The sequence below is a fragment of the Ferdinandcohnia sp. GQ5 genome (assembly GCF_059759275.1).
On sequence record NZ_JCAXEW010000006.1, the window covers coordinates 191,844 to 208,403 of the forward strand.

At 36.2% G+C, this 16,560-nt stretch carries 19 protein-coding genes; all 19 read left to right on the forward strand.

The features are described from left to right. Window positions 1-3: 3 nt before the first annotated feature. The 19 genes from flgG to AC6CHV_RS09735 all read left to right on the forward strand — a co-directional run bounded on the left by flgG (window position 4) and on the right by AC6CHV_RS09735 (window position 16,540). On the forward strand, window positions 4-783 hold the full coding sequence (gene flgG, locus AC6CHV_RS09645) for a flagellar basal body rod protein FlgG (protein WP_341331894.1): 780 nt from the start codon (window positions 4-6) through the stop codon (window positions 781-783). Between the two features lie 42 nt (window positions 784-825). Then, the gene (locus AC6CHV_RS09650) at window positions 826-1,020 is read left to right on the forward strand and encodes a flagellar FlbD family protein (protein WP_099352425.1); all 195 of its coding nucleotides are present in this window, start codon (window positions 826-828) and stop codon (window positions 1,018-1,020) included. A gap of 22 nt (window positions 1,021-1,042) precedes the next feature. Continuing rightward, window positions 1,043-1,468 carry a flagellar basal body-associated protein FliL gene (fliL, locus tag AC6CHV_RS09655; RefSeq protein ID WP_341331893.1) on the forward strand — a complete coding sequence of 142 codons (426 nt, stop codon included), beginning with the start codon at window positions 1,043-1,045 and terminating at the stop codon, window positions 1,466-1,468. Between the two features lie 39 nt (window positions 1,469-1,507). Beyond that, the gene (fliM, locus tag AC6CHV_RS09660; protein ID WP_341331892.1) at window positions 1,508-2,509 is read left to right on the forward strand and encodes a flagellar motor switch protein FliM; all 1,002 of its coding nucleotides are present in this window, start codon (window positions 1,508-1,510) and stop codon (window positions 2,507-2,509) included. After that, complete coding sequence (fliY, locus tag AC6CHV_RS09665) at window positions 2,502-3,716, forward strand: flagellar motor switch phosphatase FliY (RefSeq protein ID WP_341331891.1); 1,215 nt, start codon at window positions 2,502-2,504, stop codon at window positions 3,714-3,716. Before fliM ends, fliY begins: the two co-directional genes overlap by 8 nt. Before the next feature lie 18 nt (window positions 3,717-3,734). Further along, window positions 3,735-4,097 carry a chemotaxis protein CheY gene (gene cheY / locus AC6CHV_RS09670; RefSeq protein WP_341331890.1) on the forward strand — a complete coding sequence of 121 codons (363 nt, stop codon included), beginning with the start codon at window positions 3,735-3,737 and terminating at the stop codon, window positions 4,095-4,097. Window positions 4,098-4,171: 74 nt separating this feature from the next. Further along, entirely contained in the window at window positions 4,172-4,819 is a 648-nt protein-coding gene (gene fliO / locus AC6CHV_RS09675) for a flagellar biosynthetic protein FliO (RefSeq protein ID WP_440273220.1), read from the forward strand. Beyond that, window positions 4,816-5,481: a flagellar type III secretion system pore protein FliP gene (gene fliP / locus AC6CHV_RS09680; RefSeq protein ID WP_121446586.1), complete on the forward strand. Its 666-nt coding sequence runs from the start codon at window positions 4,816-4,818 to the stop codon at window positions 5,479-5,481. Before fliO ends, fliP begins: the two co-directional genes overlap by 4 nt. A 15-nt stretch (window positions 5,482-5,496) precedes the next feature. Next, window positions 5,497-5,766, forward strand: coding sequence for a flagellar biosynthesis protein FliQ (gene fliQ, locus AC6CHV_RS09685; RefSeq protein ID WP_341331888.1), 270 nt, complete (start codon window positions 5,497-5,499; stop codon window positions 5,764-5,766). A 3-nt stretch (window positions 5,767-5,769) separates the two neighbouring features. Further along, window positions 5,770-6,546 carry a flagellar biosynthetic protein FliR gene (gene fliR, locus AC6CHV_RS09690; RefSeq protein ID WP_440273221.1) on the forward strand — a complete coding sequence of 259 codons (777 nt, stop codon included), beginning with the start codon at window positions 5,770-5,772 and terminating at the stop codon, window positions 6,544-6,546. After that, window positions 6,547-7,629 carry a flagellar biosynthesis protein FlhB gene (gene flhB / locus AC6CHV_RS09695; RefSeq protein WP_498078784.1) on the forward strand — a complete coding sequence of 361 codons (1,083 nt, stop codon included), beginning with the start codon at window positions 6,547-6,549 and terminating at the stop codon, window positions 7,627-7,629. It abuts the gene before it with no gap. 69 nt (window positions 7,630-7,698) lie between these two features. Then, window positions 7,699-9,735 carry a flagellar biosynthesis protein FlhA gene (gene flhA, locus AC6CHV_RS09700; protein ID WP_498078785.1) on the forward strand — a complete coding sequence of 679 codons (2,037 nt, stop codon included), beginning with the start codon at window positions 7,699-7,701 and terminating at the stop codon, window positions 9,733-9,735. Next, entirely contained in the window at window positions 9,732-10,910 is a 1,179-nt protein-coding gene (gene flhF / locus AC6CHV_RS09705) for a flagellar biosynthesis GTPase FlhF (RefSeq protein WP_440273224.1), read from the forward strand. The genes flhA and flhF overlap by 4 nt, the downstream gene beginning before the upstream one ends. Next, window positions 10,907-11,776 carry an AAA family ATPase gene (locus AC6CHV_RS09710; protein WP_498078786.1) on the forward strand — a complete coding sequence of 290 codons (870 nt, stop codon included), beginning with the start codon at window positions 10,907-10,909 and terminating at the stop codon, window positions 11,774-11,776. The genes flhF and AC6CHV_RS09710 overlap by 4 nt, the downstream gene beginning before the upstream one ends. 10 nt (window positions 11,777-11,786) lie before the next feature. Continuing rightward, on the forward strand, window positions 11,787-12,851 hold the full coding sequence (locus tag AC6CHV_RS09715) for a protein-glutamate methylesterase/protein-glutamine glutaminase (protein WP_440273226.1): 1,065 nt from the start codon (window positions 11,787-11,789) through the stop codon (window positions 12,849-12,851). Between the two features lie 18 nt (window positions 12,852-12,869). Further along, on the forward strand, window positions 12,870-14,909 hold the full coding sequence (locus AC6CHV_RS09720) for a chemotaxis protein CheW (RefSeq protein ID WP_498078787.1): 2,040 nt from the start codon (window positions 12,870-12,872) through the stop codon (window positions 14,907-14,909). A gap of 35 nt (window positions 14,910-14,944) precedes the next feature. Next, the gene (locus AC6CHV_RS09725) at window positions 14,945-15,400 is read left to right on the forward strand and encodes a chemotaxis protein CheW (protein ID WP_440273228.1); all 456 of its coding nucleotides are present in this window, start codon (window positions 14,945-14,947) and stop codon (window positions 15,398-15,400) included. Window positions 15,401-15,411: 11 nt separating this feature from the next. Beyond that, window positions 15,412-16,050: a chemotaxis protein CheC gene (locus AC6CHV_RS09730; protein WP_341331879.1), complete on the forward strand. Its 639-nt coding sequence runs from the start codon at window positions 15,412-15,414 to the stop codon at window positions 16,048-16,050. Further along, complete coding sequence (locus tag AC6CHV_RS09735; protein ID WP_341331878.1) at window positions 16,043-16,540, forward strand: chemotaxis protein CheD; 498 nt, start codon at window positions 16,043-16,045, stop codon at window positions 16,538-16,540. Before AC6CHV_RS09730 ends, AC6CHV_RS09735 begins: the two co-directional genes overlap by 8 nt. The last annotated feature ends 20 nt before the right edge of the window (window positions 16,541-16,560 follow it).

Below are 16,560 nucleotides of genomic sequence, written 5' to 3' on the forward strand. Positions count from 1 at the left end.
AAAATGTTACGTTCAATGTATTCAGGAATCAGCGGTATGAAAAACTTTCAAACTAAACTAGATGTAATTGGTAATAACATCGCTAACGTCAATACTTACGGATTCAAGAAGGGAAGAGCAGTTTTTTCCGATATGATGAGTCAAACGATTCAAGGTGCAAAAGCAAATGACGGTGTAAGAGGTGGTGTGAATCCAAAGCAGGTTGGTTTAGGTTCTACATTATCTACAATTGATACTATTTCTACACAAGGAAGTATCCAATCTACTAACCGACCACTTGATTTAGCTATTTCCGGATCTGGTTATTTTACTGTATCTGATGGTACAAATGACTTCTATACTAGAGCAGGTAATTTCTATTTAGACGAAACTGGTAAATTAGTAAATGGCAGCGGACTAAATGTTGTGCCAGATATTACAATACCTTCGGATGCCCAAAGTTTTAGTATTGATTCAGCTGGTGTAGTAAGTTACGTAGACAATACCGGTAGTTTACAAACAGCAGGAACATTAGAAATTAGCATTTTTGCGAATCCTGATGGTCTCGAAAAGTTTGGGGATAACCTGTTTATTGAAACACTAAACTCGGGAACACCTACAGCAGTAACAGCTGGAAATGGGGGAAGTGGAAAATTAATGGCTGGTGCTCTTGAGATGTCAAATGTTGACCTTTCTGAAGAATTTACAGAAATGATTGTTGCACAACGTGGATTCCAAGCGAACACTCGTATCATCACCACATCCGATGAAATCCTTCAAGAGCTTGTAAACCTAAAACGTTAAGGGGGTAAGGGGTTTTAGACAACACTAAAACCCCGATGAAAAGTGATTACTTTAACGAAATTAAATGATAAAAAGTTTACATTAAATGCATTATATATTGAACAGGTTGAATCCTTTCCTGATACAACCATTACCTTAACAAATGGTAAAAAGTTTGTTGTCAAAGAAACAGAAGAAGATGTACATGTGAAGGTTCATGAATTTTATCAAAAAATAAATGTACTTGGCCTTCGTTAATGCTTGGGGAGGATAGGGTGCTATGAAAAATAAACTTCTTGTAGTAATGGTCATCATATTAAGTACGATAACATTAGTCGGTACCACTGCATTTGTCATTCTAACGAAGGTTGCAGCGGGTGAAGGTGAAAAGGAACCATCGATTGATCAGGTACTTAAAGCGACTGTAGAAATTCCAGAAATCACAACAAAACTATTAAGTGATGATTATATCCGTATATCCTTTAATATTCAAACAGATGGAAAAAAAGGCAAAGAAGAATTGGAGAAACGAGAGTTCCAAGTAAGCAACATCATTATTAAGGAACTTTCCAATATGACTTCTGAAGAATTTAAGGGTGAAGAAGGAATCGTGAATCTTGAAAATAGATTAAAGGACCGAATAAATGAATTAATGCAAGATGGTACTGTCGTTAAAGTCTATGCGACATCCTTTCTTCCGCAGTAACCAATTTAATTAAATGACCTAATGAGCGGAGGTGGAACCTTGCCTGGTGAAATATTATCTCAAAGTGAAATAGATGCTTTACTTTCAGCCCTGTCAACTGGTGAAATGAATCCGGAAGAACTAAAGAAAGAAGAAAGTGAGCGCCGAGTTAGAGTATATGATTTTAAGAGGGCACTTCGATTCTCAAAGGATCAGATTCGAAGTATCACCCGAATACATGAAAATTTTGCACGATTATTAACAACCTATTTTTCAGCTCAACTTCGAACGTATGTACAAATCACAGTAGGAACAGCAGATCAGGTACCATATGAAGAATTCATACGTTCGATTCCAAAAATGACCATATTAAATGTGTTTGAAATGCCTCCACTCGAAGGGCGAGTATTACTAGAAGTAAACCCTAATATTGCATATGCCATGCTCGATCGAGTACTTGGAGGTAAAGGAACAGGACTAAATAAGATCGACAGTCTAACTGAAATAGAAACAAAAATTATGAGCAATATGTTCGAAAAAGCATTTGAACAAGCTAGGGAAGCATGGGCTAATTTAGTAGAAGTTGACCCATTTTTAACTGATTTTGAAGTAAATCCACAGTTCCTTCAAATGGTTTCTCCAAATGAAACGGTTGTTGTTATCTCACTTAATACTCAAATTGGTGAGACTAGTGGGATGATAAATATTTGTATTCCCCATGTGATTCTTGAGCCAATTATTCCTAAACTATCAGCGCATTACTGGATGCAAACGGCTCCTAGAAAAGAACGGAATACAGAGGAACTGGCCACAATAAAAAGCAATCTGAAAGACACTAAACTACCAATTATAGCAGAATTAGGTACAGCCAATATTGCGATCCAGGAGTTTTTATTATTAGACGTTGGCGATACAATCCAGCTTGACAATATGATTGAACACCCAATTGATGTAAAAATTGAAGGTATCCCGAAATTTCATGCGCAGGTTGGTAAGGTAAATAAGAAACAAGCCATTCAAATCCTAATGGAAATAAAAGAGGGGGGCAGTGAAGATGAATAATGGTAATATGCTATCTCAAGATGAAATTGATGCATTACTTAAAGGTACAGCTGACTTAGACAATGAACCGGTAGCAGACAAAAATAAACCCCTTATCGAGGATTTTTTATCTTTAATTGAACAGGACGCACTCGGGGAAATTGGGAACATATCTTTCGGGAGTTCGGCAACGGCTCTTTCTACACTACTCAATCAAAAGGTTGAAATTACTACTCCAAATGTAACGCTTATTCAAAGTTCTCAACTCGCGGATGAGTTTCCACACCCATGTGTAACGGTCTATGTAAACTATACAGCTGGTTTTACAGGAACAAATCTATTAGTCATTAAACAAAGTGATGCATCAATTATTGCTGATTTGATGCTTGGTGGAAGCGGACTTGCAGCACCAACAAACCTAGGAGAACTTCAATTAAGTGCTGTTCAAGAGGCGATGAATCAAATGATGGGTTCTGCTGCGACTTCAATGTCAACTGTATTTAGTAAGAAAATTGATATTTCTCCACCTAGTATTGATATGCTTGACATGAGTAATAGCAATGGTGTAGAAAATCTTCGACTTGATGATATCTTAGTGAAAATATCATTTCGATTAAAAATTGGTGAACTAATTGATTCCACAATCATGCAGCTTGTGCCAGTTCAATTTGGAAAAGACCTTGTTGGTGAACTTCTCTCCCCACAGGCAGAGTTGGTAGCCCCAACAATTGAACAATCGTCTTCCCATGTTGACGAAGAGATGTTAATGCAGAATCAAAATATTACTAATCACCGTGCGGTACAAAATACATCATATCAACCGACTCAGCAGGTTCAACAATCTGAATATAACCAGCCTATTTCAAACAGTGGCCCGCAACATCTAGGAGGATTCCAGGCGAAACAACCTGAAATCCAACCTGCGGTTTTCTCTGAATTTGAATCGATCCATTTACAAGAATCTGAATCTAGAAACCTAAACATGTTACTCGATATTCCACTTCAAGTTACGGTCGAATTAGGTAGGACCAAACGGTCTATAAAAGAAATTCTTGAATTGTCTGCTGGTTCTATAATTGAGTTGGATAAGCTCGCAGGAGAGCCGGTAGATGTTTTAGTAAATGGAAAACTTATCGCTCAAGGTGAAGTTGTTGTTATTGAAGAAAACTTTGGTGTTAGGATCACCGATATTATTAGCCAAAGTGATCGAATAAAAAAATTGAATTAATAGTAGGGGGCTATTCTAATGGCAAACAGAATTCTTATTGTAGATGATGCAGCATTTATGAGAATGATGATTAAGGACATCCTAACTAAAAATGGATACGAAGTCGTAGCAGAAGCAGCTGATGGGGCACAAGCTGTTGAAAAGTATAAAGAAACCCAACCAGACCTAGTAACAATGGATATAACTATGCCAGAAATGGATGGAATTACAGCACTTAAAGAAATTAAAAAAATAAATCCAAATGCAAAAGTTATTATGTGTTCGGCTATGGGTCAACAAGCCATGGTTATTGATGCCATTCAAGCGGGTGCGAAGGATTTTATTGTAAAGCCATTTCAAGCAGACCGTGTGATTGAAGCTATCAGCAAAACGCTAAGTTAGCAATAACTAACCGAATAATGTAGCACCTAAATCGAGACTTGTAATTCTATTTATTCAGGAGAGTGGCAACAAAATTGAAATATATTAAAAAAGTTATTCTTGCACTTATCTTCTTTCATGCCTTGCTTGTCACTTTTCCTGTTCAAGCTGAAGAAGGTCATATTGATAGAAGTGTAAGTGATGTACTTGAAAATCAAGAAAAACAAGTAGATAAAGAGCAGGAAACGGACGCTATTGAAACCGCAGAACCTGTCAGTGAACTAACAGCAGGCGATTTTATTAAAATGATCTTTACAACGTTATTTGTCATTGCACTCATTTACTTATTATTAAAATTTGTCAATAAAAGAAATCGCATGTTTAATCAGCATAGGTTCATTGAAAATCTAGGTGGAACAAGTTTAGGTACAAACCGATCCATTCAGATTGTGAAGGTTGGGGAGCGGATTCTAGTAGTGGGGGTTGGAGATACCGTTCAGCTTCTTAAAGAGATCGAAGACACGGATGAAATTAATGAAATTTTGGAACAGCATAATGCATCATTGGATTCCATGATTCAGCCTAGAGATCTCCTTAACCGGATGATTCAAAAAAGAAAAGAAGTCAAAGATGGGGACCAAGGTCATTTTTCCTCGTTGTTACAAAAGCAACTATCAGAATTAAAACAAGGGAGAAAGAAAATTGTCGAGCAACTTGAAAATAAGGAGTCTAGTAAAGAATGAATGAATTTATGGAGTTTTTTAATACTAGTGCCCCCGAAAATGTGTCGACATCAGTTAAACTTTTACTTCTATTGACTGTTCTTTCACTAGGTCCTAGTATTTTGATCTTAATGACGAGTTTCACGAGGATAATTGTTGTGTTGTCATTTGTTCGAACTTCACTTGGGACACAACAAATGCCTCCAAATCAGGTACTGATTGGTCTGGCATTGTTTTTAACTTTCTTTGTGATGGCGCCGACATTAAGTGAGGTCAATGAACAAGCCTTAACCCCTCTGTTTAATGAGGACATTAATTTAGAGGAAGCCTATAATCGTGCCTCGTTACCGTTCAAGGAATTTATGAGTGTACATACCCGGCAAAAGGATTTGGAGTTATTTTTAAATTACTCAGGAGCTGATAGGCCGGAAACGATTGAGGATATTCCCTTAACTGCTTTGGTACCGGCTTTTGCGATAAGTGAGCTTAAAACAGCGTTTCAAATTGGTTTTATGATTTTTATTCCGTTCCTTGTGATCGATATGGTTGTTGCAAGTATCCTTATGTCTATGGGGATGATGATGCTACCGCCAGTAATGATTTCTTTGCCGTTTAAAATACTATTATTTGTCCTCGTGGACGGATGGTATTTAATTGTTAAATCCTTATTACAGACCTTCTAAGAGTGGGTGAACAGTTTGAGTCCTGAAGCAGTTATTTCATTAGCAGAAAAAGGTGTATATACGACCTTAATGATTTGTGGTCCACTTTTATTAGTGGCTTTAGTTGTTGGGTTGATTGTTAGTGTGTTCCAGGCCACAACACAAATTCAGGAGCAAACCCTGGCATTTATCCCTAAAATTATAGCCGTGCTAGTCGGGTTGGTATTTTTTGGACCGTGGATGCTTTCAAAGATGCTCGCATATACGCATGATATTTTTAGTAATTTAACAAGATTTGTAGGTTAAAAAATGACAGAGATATATACCTATTTTCCTGCCTTTTTACTTGTATTAGTGAGGGTAACGAGTTTTTTTGTAACGATGCCTTTGTTTTCATATCGGACTTTGCCGGCATTACATCGAATCGGAATTGCTTTCTTTATTGCATGGGTTATGTTCCTATCTATGGAAAAACCAATTCTCCAGATTGATGGCTATTTTATCATGTTAATTCTCAAAGAGGCTATGGTGGGTCTCTTAATTGGGTTAACAGCTTATATGATTTTCGCTGCGATTCAAATTGCAGGGGGCTTTATCGATTTTCAGATGGGGTTTGCCATCGCCAATGTTATTGATCCACATACAGGGGCGCAAAGTCCATTGATGGGACAATATTTATATACGTTTGCACTCCTCTTTTTATTGGCAATTAATGGCCATCATTTATTGTTGGATGGAATTTTTTATAGCTATGAATTTATCCCAATGGAACAATCAACTCTCCCATTTGGTGATGAAAATATAGTCGAATTTGTTATTAAAGCTTTTGGAACAATGTTTATAATAGCATTTCAAATGTCAATGCCAGTCGTTGGTGCCTTATTTTTAGTAGATATTGCTCTAGGTATAGTGGCGAGAACAGTCCCACAATTAAATGTATTTGTTGTAGGTCTTCCATTAAAAATTGGGGTTAGTTTTGTTGTATTATTTATCGCGATGACGATGATTTTTATGCTCGTTGGAAACCTGGTAGACAATATGGTATTTACGATGCGAGGTTTAATGGAACTATTAGGAGGAAGCTAGATGTATTTTGTTCGTCTTGATCTGCAATTTTTTGCAGGTGAAAAAACAGAAAAAGCCACTCCTAAAAAACGTCAAGAAACAAGAAAAAAGGGTCAGGTTGCAAAGAGTGCAGATATTAATACCGCACTACTACTAATTTCGATCTTTTTTACACTGCTTGTTTTTGGTGGATTCATTTTAGATCGAATATTAACCTTTTTAAATCATTCTTTTAGCCATTATTTATTGATTTCACCGACTGAACAAAGTGTTCAGGAAATTTTTATTGAACTATCTTTAGAGGCTGCAATTATATTAGCACCGATTATGATAATTGCCCTTATCGTTGGAATTGCAGCGAACCTTATGCAGGTTGGTTTTTTATTTTCAACAGAAGCGATTCAAACGAAGTTAAATAAGCTTGATCCGATTCAAGGATTTAAACGAATTTATTCGATACGTGCGCTTGTTGAGATGCTTAAATCAATTTTAAAAATCGTGATCGTAGGTGGCGTTACGATTTCGATTCTTTGGTTCCGTTTGGAAGATATTTTGTCCTTGTCACAGAAAACCGTTGGAGCAGCTCTAGTTGTTCTTGCCAAACTAACAGTCCAGATGGGGTTATTTGCGGGAGGAGCACTTTTATTCTTATCGTTCTTAGACTATCTTTATCAACGTTTTGATTATGAAAAAAACATAAGGATGTCTAAGCAGGATATTAAAGATGAATATAAGAAGACAGAAGGAGACCCTCTGATTAAATCAAAAATAAAGCAAAAACAACGTGAAATGGCAATGAGTCGAATGATGCAAGAAGTGCCAAAGGCAGATGTCATTATTACAAACCCAACTCATTATGCAATTGCTTTAAAATATGATGAATCAAAAATGGATGCTCCCTTTGTAGTTGCAAAGGGTGTAGATTTTGTTGCGGGGCGAATTAAGGAAATTGCAAACGAGCATGAAATCACGACCATCGAAAACCGTCCTCTCGCAAGAGCCCTATATGCAGGGACAAATATTGGGGATGCGATACCAGAAGAGTATTTTAAAGCGGTAGCGGAAATTCTTGCCTATGTATACCGATTGAAAGAAAAGATATAAACGATTTTTAAGAGATTTTTACTAATTCCTCATCACTTATGTGTTTTTTGACTTAAAGGAGAGAAAACAATGCGAGCAAGAGATTTATCAGTTTTATTAAGTGTAATCTTAATAGTTGCGATGCTAATTATTCCATTTCCATCTTGGATGCTAAGCATTTTAATTATTGTTAATATTTCTCTTGCATTGTTAGTTCTTTTAACTTCAATGAATATGCAGGAACCACTTCAATTTTCAATTTTCCCTTCTTTATTACTTCTTTTGACCTTATTTAGATTAGGGTTAAACGTTTCTACAACTAGATCAATACTCGCTAAAGGGGATGCTGGTGGGGTAGTGCACACCTTTGGTACCTTTGTAGTTGGTGGGAATGTGGTTGTCGGATTTGTTGTCTTTTTAATCCTTGTTATTATTCAATTTGTTGTAATTACAAAAGGTTCTGAACGTGTTTCTGAGGTTGCTGCGCGCTTTACATTAGATGCAATGCCAGGGAAACAAATGAGTATAGATGCTGATTTAAATGCTGGTATGATTTCTGATACTGAGGCCCGCGAGCGCCGTGATAAAGTAAGTAGAGAAGCTGATTTTTACGGGGCAATGGACGGGGCAAGTAAGTTCGTAAAGGGAGATGCAATAGCTGGTATTATTATTGTTCTTATCAACTTAATTTTTGGATTTATCATCGGGATGACACAACATGGCTTGGGTTTCCAAGAGGCGCTTTCTAAATTTACCCTGTTAACTGTAGGGGACGGAATTGTCAGCCAGATTCCTGCATTATTAATTTCAACAGCGACAGGGATTGTGGTTACTCGTGCTGCGTCTGAAGGAAATTTAGGGACAGATATTACAAAGCAATTATTTGCTTTTCCAAAGATGCTATATGTGACTGCAGGAACGATTTTCCTTTTAGGATTGTTTACTCCAATCCATGATTTTTTAACAATTTCAATCTCAAGTTGTTTAGCGATTGGCGCCTATATGATTTCTAAAAGTAAGGATCAGGAGACTCAATTAGAGCCTGACACCGAAGAAGAAGTACAAGTAGAGGACTTAAAAAGTCCAGAAAGCGTCGTGAGTCTGTTAAATGTAGACCCCATTGAGTTTGAGTTCGGTTATGGATTGATACCATTGGCTGATACAAACCAAGGTGGAGATATATTGGACAGAATCGTGATGATCCGTAGACAATTGGCGATTGAGTTGGGGTTAGTCATCCCAGTCGTTAGAATAAGGGATAATATTCAATTACAGCCAAACGAATATCGTCTGAAAATAAAAGGTAGTGAAATGGCAAGAGGGGAACTTTTACTTGATCATTTCTTAGCGATGAGCCCAGGTTATGAGGATGATTCGATTGAGGGAATCGATACAATTGAGCCCTCTTTTGGATTACCGGCAAAATGGATAGCTGAGGATATGAAAGACCAGGCAGAAATGCTAGGTTATACGGTCGTTGATCCTCCATCTGTTGTGTCAACACATATCACCGAAGTAATTCGAAGGAATGCCCATGAGTTACTGGGAAGACAAGAGACAAAGCAACTGATTGATCATCTAAAAGAATCATACCCAATTTTAGTAGAAGAGGTCACGCCAAATCCACTAGCAGTAGGAGATGTTCAAAAGGTATTAGCTAAGTTACTTAAAGAAAATGTGTCAATTCGAAATCTGCCTATCATCTTTGAAACACTCGCAGATTTTGGACGAATGACAACTGATACGGATTTATTAACGGAATACGTGAGACAATCACTAGCCAGACAAATAACAAATCAACACATTGTTCAAGGTGAAACAATGAAAGTTGTAACTTTATCAGGAAGAGTTGAAAAGTTTGTCGCTGATGGTGTTCAACAAACAGAACATGGAAACTATCTGTCAATTGATCCAAATGTGTCACAATCCATTATTGAAGCGATAGCAAAACAAATCGAAAGTGTTAGTATACAAGAACAATCTCCGATTTTACTATGTTCTCCTGCGGTCAGAATGTATGTGAGACAATTAATTGAACGATATTTTCCACAAGTTCCTGTACTTTCTTATAACGAGCTTGAGGCAAATGTTGAAGTTCAAAGTGTTGGGGTGGTGAATATAGATTGAAGGTAAAAAAATATATTGCTACTTCTATGCCAGAAGCAATGAAAATGATTCGTGCTGAATTAGGTAGTGATGCGGTCATCTTAAACTCAAAGGTTGTTCAAACGAAGGGGGTTTTCGGCCTTTTTCGAAAAAAGAATTTTGAAGTGATAGCAGCTATTGATTCTCAAGTCCCTAAGACTCAAACAATGAAACCGAAAGAAAAGAATAAAAAACCAACGGTTATTGATATAAAATCTGAACCAATCCCAATTAAACAAGAGGTTGCCAAACCTGTAAATACACAACAGGTAAAGGATCGATCAGAGTCGACACCAGATCTTGTAAAAGAAATGAAAGAACTAAGGGTCGCGATAAAAGCAATATCTGTTGATAGTAGTCCTTATCCAGCCCCCTTACAGGAAATAAATCAATTGCTGGCTCATCAAGAAATAAATCCATCCATTCGAAAAAAAGTTATGTCTACTTTAATGGAGAAGTGGTATTTGAAAACAGAAAATGCATCATTTGGAGAAGTCAAGGGATGGACGAAGGAATGTTTGGCTTCCATCATTTCCGGAGTTGAATACGGTGGCTTAACCTTTCAAAAAAAATATATTAATGTTGTTGGTCCAACAGGTGTTGGAAAAACAACGACCATTGCTAAAATTGCAGCGGACAGCATGTTGAAGGACAAAAAGAAAATTGCCTTCATTACAACGGATACATTTCGAATTGCTGCGATTGAGCAACTAAAAACATATGCAAAAATCCTTAGTGCTCCTGTTGAGGTTTGTTATTCTTTTGATGATTTTAAAAAAGCAAAGGAAGCCTTTAAGGATTATGATGTTATATTCATTGATACTGCAGGCAGGAACTTTCGTAATGAAAAATATATTGATGATTTAAATAATTTAATCCATTTTTCAAATGATATGGAAACATTTTTAGTGCTTTCACTAACATCCAAAATGAGTGACATGAAAGTAATTTATGAACAGTTTTCCAAAATTGCAATATCCAAATTTATATTTACAAAAATGGATGAAACGGCAAACTATGGAGCGATGGTGAATTTAATTGCTGATTCTGGTATCGGTGTCGCATATCTAACGAATGGTCAAAATGTGCCAGATGACATTGTCGTGGCTACGCCAACTCTAATAACTAATACTATCCTTGGAGTTGATGAATCATGATAGACCAAGCTACAGCTCTTCGTAACAAACTAGGATCGATGAATAACGAACAAGACCAACCGAAGACAATAGCTATAATCAGTGGAAAAGGTGGAGTTGGTAAATCCAATTTTTCATTAAATTTTTCCATTGCCCTATCACAATTTGGCAAGAAGGCTTTGTTGTTTGATATGGATATTGGAATGGGGAATATTGATATCTTGATGGGGATAACAGCCCACCATACGATTGTAGACTTATTTGAAAAAAATCTATCAATAACAGATCTGCTTATTAAAGGTCCGGAAGGCATTGACTATATTGCGGGAGGCAATGGCTTACCTTCGCTTTTTAAGCTGGATGAAAGCAAATCTCAGTATTTAATAAACCAATTGCAATCCGTACTACATGATTATGACTACATTATTTTTGATATGGGCGCTGGTATGTCCGAGGAAAGTGTTAAATTTCTTATGGCAATGGACGAAATATTTGTCATTACCACACCTGAGCCAACCTCTATTACAGATGCATACTCAGTCATTAAATATATCTGTTTATTTGATCAGTCGATTCCTATGTATTTGATTGTGAATCGAGCTGATAATGAATCTGAAGGAATGCAAACCTTAAAAAGATTAAAACAAGCTGTTCTACAATTTTTAATAAAAGAAATTAAACTACTAGGAGTATTACTTGATGACAAAACCGTCCAAAAGGCAGTCAGTCACCAGGAACCATTTTTACTATATGCCCCTAATGCAATAATTAGCAAAAATTTACTTGATATTTGCAAAAGTTATCTTGGTACTGAAAAAAGTCAGGAGAAAAATCAACATACCTCCTTTATATCAAAGTTACAACGTTTTTTCGTACGTGGTAGATAGGAGTTTAGCGATGACAAAGATTAATGTTCTTATTGTAGACGATTCAGCATTTATGAGGAAGCTTATTTCAAATTTCCTTCAAGAAGATTCAAGAATTAACGTTATCGGAACAGCGAGAAATGGAATCGATGCCCTAAACAAAATTGAAATACTCAACCCAGATGTTATAACTATGGATGTTGAAATGCCTGAAATGAACGGAATTGAAGCATTACAACGGATTATGAATAAACATCCCCGTCCTGTTGTAATGCTTTCAAGCACAACAATAGAAGGAACAGACAAAACATTACTTGCAATACAAAATGGGGCTGTTGATTTTATTCAAAAACCATCAGGACCTATTTCTATTAATCTCCACCTGATAAAAAATGAGATTGTTACAAAAGTACTAAATGCTGGAAAAGTGAACGTAACCTTACTTAAAAGTCCAATAAAAATACAAGAAAAGTCAAATACTAGAATAGTAGAATGTAGTAAAATAGACCTAGAACCAAATAAAAATATGAATAAAATTGTTTGCATAGGTGCTTCAACAGGGGGACCTCGGGCTTTGCAACAGGTGCTCCCACAGTTTCCGAAAAATTATTCAGCACCAATTGTTATTGTTCAGCACATGCCAGCGGGTTTTACTAAATCTTTAGCCAATAGGCTCAACGGTTTATGTAATATTACCGTTAAGGAAGCTGAAGATGGGGAAATGTTAAAGGCTGGGACAGCTTATATTGCACCTGGTGGTTATCATATGAAAATAAAAAAGATTGGCACAATGCTGGCTGTAAATATTGATGAGAGTGAAATACGGAATGGACACAGACCATCTGTTGATGTCCTATTTGAATCAATTAGTGAAATTAAGGGGATTCAAACAATTTCTATTATCATGACAGGAATGGGAACGGACGGTTCAAGTGGATTGATAAAACTAAAACAGACTGGACAAGTTGTTTCGATAGCAGAATCGAAGGAAACTTCAATTGTGTTCGGGATGCCAAAGGCTGCTATTGAAACAAATTTAGTTGATAAAGTTGAAAATTTAGAGGATATAGCGAGGACGGTACTTAGCCTTTCATAAGTAAAGGGGTTTTGATAAATGGAAATGGATCAATATTTAGAGGTATTTATTGAAGAAAGTAAAGAGCATCTCCAGGCATGTAATGAAAATTTACTAAAGTTGGAAAAAGAGCCTGAAAATATTGCGATTGTCAACGAAATTTTCCGTTCTGCCCATACATTGAAGGGGATGTCAGCTACCATGGGATATGAAGATCTGGCGAGTCTTACGCATCAGATGGAAAATGTTCTAGATGGTATTCGTAATTTGAAAATAAAAGTAACCCCATCTCTCTTGGATGTTGTTTTTAAGTCAGTTGATTATCTAGAGGAAATGATTTTTTCCATTGCTGAGGGTGGTGATGGAAAAAAGGATGTTACAGATGTTGTTTTATCACTTAAAAATGTAGAAAGTGGATATAAAACAGCTGCAGAAGAAACTACTGGTGAACAAAATAATGTTGATGAACCTACTGCATCTATAACTAACTATGATGATTTTGAACTGACGGTTATCCAACAATCAAAAGAACAAGGTTTTAATTGTTATGAAATAACGATTCAACTTCGTGATGACTGTTTATTAAAAGCTGCACGAGTTTTCATGGTGTTTGAGGTTCTTGAACAAGTCGGTGAAATCATTAAGTCATTTCCATCAGTCGGCCAGCTGGAGGAAGAACAATTTGATAGTGAATTTCATGTAACGGTAGTTTCCATGGAAACATCCGAAAATATCGAAAAACAAATAAACAAAGTATCTGAAATAAACAAGGTAATTGTTAATAATTTTTACAATGATTCAAATAAGACTCAAGTACATGAACAAATACAGGCACAGGCTGAAGTTGCTTCAACACTTGCTCCCCAACAGAAACAAATGAACGATAAAGAGGAAAATCTATCTTCAAAATCGACCAGCAAGTATGTTGGGAATCAAAAAACAATCAGAGTAAATATTGAAAAACTTGATACTCTAATGAACTTATTTGAAGAGCTAGTCATTGATAGAGGGCGCTTAGAACAGCTCTCTCATGAATTGAAACATTCAGAGTTAAACGAAACTGTTGAGAGAATGTCAAGAATATCTGGAGATTTACAAAATATTATTTTGACAATGAGAATGGTTCCAGTCGAGACTGTTTTTAACCGTTTTCCTCGTATGGTTCGTCAATTAGCGAAGGACTTACATAAGAAAATTAATCTTCAAATTATTGGTGCAGAAACGGAACTAGATCGTACTGTAATTGATGAGATTGGTGATCCACTGGTGCATCTATTACGAAATGCACTTGATCATGGTATTGAAACACCAGAAATTAGAATGCAAAATGGAAAAACAGAAGAGGGTACTGTCATTTTACGTGCTTACCATAGCGGAAATCATGTATTTATCGAAATAGAAGACGACGGTGCTGGAATTAGTAGAGAAAAAATTATCCAAAAGGCAGTTAACAAAGGACTGATTGAAGAAAAAACGGTTGAATCTCTAACTGATAGTCAAGTATTTGATTTTATTTTTTCTTCTGGTTTTTCAACTGCTGAACAAATTTCAGACGTCTCAGGTCGCGGCGTTGGTCTAGATGTTGTGAAAAATACGATTGAGTCATTAGGTGGGTCAATCACTATTCATTCTGAAATTAGTAGAGGTTCAACATTTTCTATACAGTTACCACTCACTTTATCGATCATCTCTGTAATGCTCGTTACGATTCAGAATGAAAAGTATGCAATCCCACTTTCTTCTATTATTGAAACAGCCATCATTAAGAAAAGTGAAATTCTTTATGCGCACAATCAGAGGGTAATTGATTATAGAGGTAAAGTTGTCCCATTGGTAAACTTGAAAGATATTTTTGAGGTTCCAACAATTACTGAAGATGATGAAGACGTTTCTATTCTAATTGTGAAAAAGGGTGAGAAATCAGCTGGTCTCATCGTTGATACATTTGTAGGACAACAAGAGATTGTATTAAAATCATTAGGAAACTATTTAACAAATGTATTTGCAATTTCAGGGGCAACAATACTCGGTGATGGTCAAGTTGCCCTCATTATTGATTGTAATGCTTTAATCAAATAGAAATGCATTGATTTTAGTATTTAAGGAGGAAAAAAATGTCTGTACAAGCTACTGTGTTAAAGGTAATTGTTTTTTCACTCGAGGATGAAGAATATGCAATCCCAGTTTCACAGGTACGTTCAATAGAAAAACTGCAACATATAACACGGGTTCCTAGAACAGAGCCATTTGTAAAAGGTGTGATTAATCTAAGAGGGGTTGTTACTCCGATTATTGATTTAAGAACTCGTTTTGGTATAGATGAAACCGAGTATTTGAATAGCACAAGAATAATAATAGTTGCTACAGATGATGTTGAAGTAGGATTAATTGTTGATTCGGCAAATGATGTAATGGATATCCCAGTTGATTCGATTGAACCACCTCCTGAGATTGTTGGCAGTGTAGAGGTCGAATACCTAGAAGGTGTAGCCAAGCTTGATAAAAGATTATTGATCCTATTAAATTTAGAAAAGGTTCTTACCCCCGATATTCGTAAGGGAAAAGAGTAAGGGGCAATCGTATGTCATTTTTTCAACGTATTAATTCTACTCATTTAGATATTTTAAAAGAGATTGGAAATATCGGAGTAGGGCATTCTGCCACTGCTCTTTCAAAGCTTTTAAATCGAAAAATTGATATGCAGGTACCGAATGTAAAAATTGTTACTTTTGATGAAATGATGGATTTTGCCGGTGGGGCAGAAAATGTTGTTGCGGGTATCTTTTTTCGAATTGAAGGAGATATAACGGGAAATATGTTTTTTATTTTACAGCTCCCACAAGCTACAAAACTAATCCAAGATCTCTTAGGCGACGAGAGCTACTCATTTGAAAGTAAACAAAGTGACATGGGGATATCTGCTTTACAAGAAGTCGGAAATATCTTGTTCGGCTCTTATCTTACATCTTTATCCGATTTTACCCAATTAAATTTATATCCTTCAATTCCAGGCTTTTCAATTGATATGGTTGGTGCGATCATTGGATATGGATTAATCGAACTTTCTCAAGTAAGTGATTATGCAATCGTTATCGAAACGGCTATTAGTGAGAATGAAAAACATGAACAAAATAATATTAATGGGCATTTTCTATTATTGCCAGATCCCGATTCTTTTGGAAAAATATTTACTGCATTAGGAGTTCAAACAAATGAATGAACTTAATCAGATTATAAAGGTTGGGATAGCTGATATGAATGTCATATCTACACCAAACTTAATCCGAACATCTGGATTGGGTTCCTGTGTAGGTGTAGTGATTTATGATCAACCAAGAAAGGTAGCAGGACTTGCGCATATCATGTTACCAAGTTCTGGTTCAACAAAAGCCGGGAACATGAATATTGCCAAATATGCCGATACTGCAATTGAGGAGCTAATAAAAAAAGTCATTGAAATTGGCGGTCGAGAACAGAGTTTGAAAGCCAAAATCGCAGGCGGTGCACAAATGTTCCAATTTCAATCTACAAGTGACATTATGCGGATTGGTCCTCGTAACGTTGAAGCAGTTAAAGCAGAGCTAAAACGCTTTAACATTACGATTATTGCATCAGATATAGGTGGAAATAATGGACGAACGATTGAATTTGACCCTGAAACAGCCATCCTCAAGATTCGGACTGTCAATCATGGTATTAAGGAAATATAGAAGGTAAAGATAAAATACAT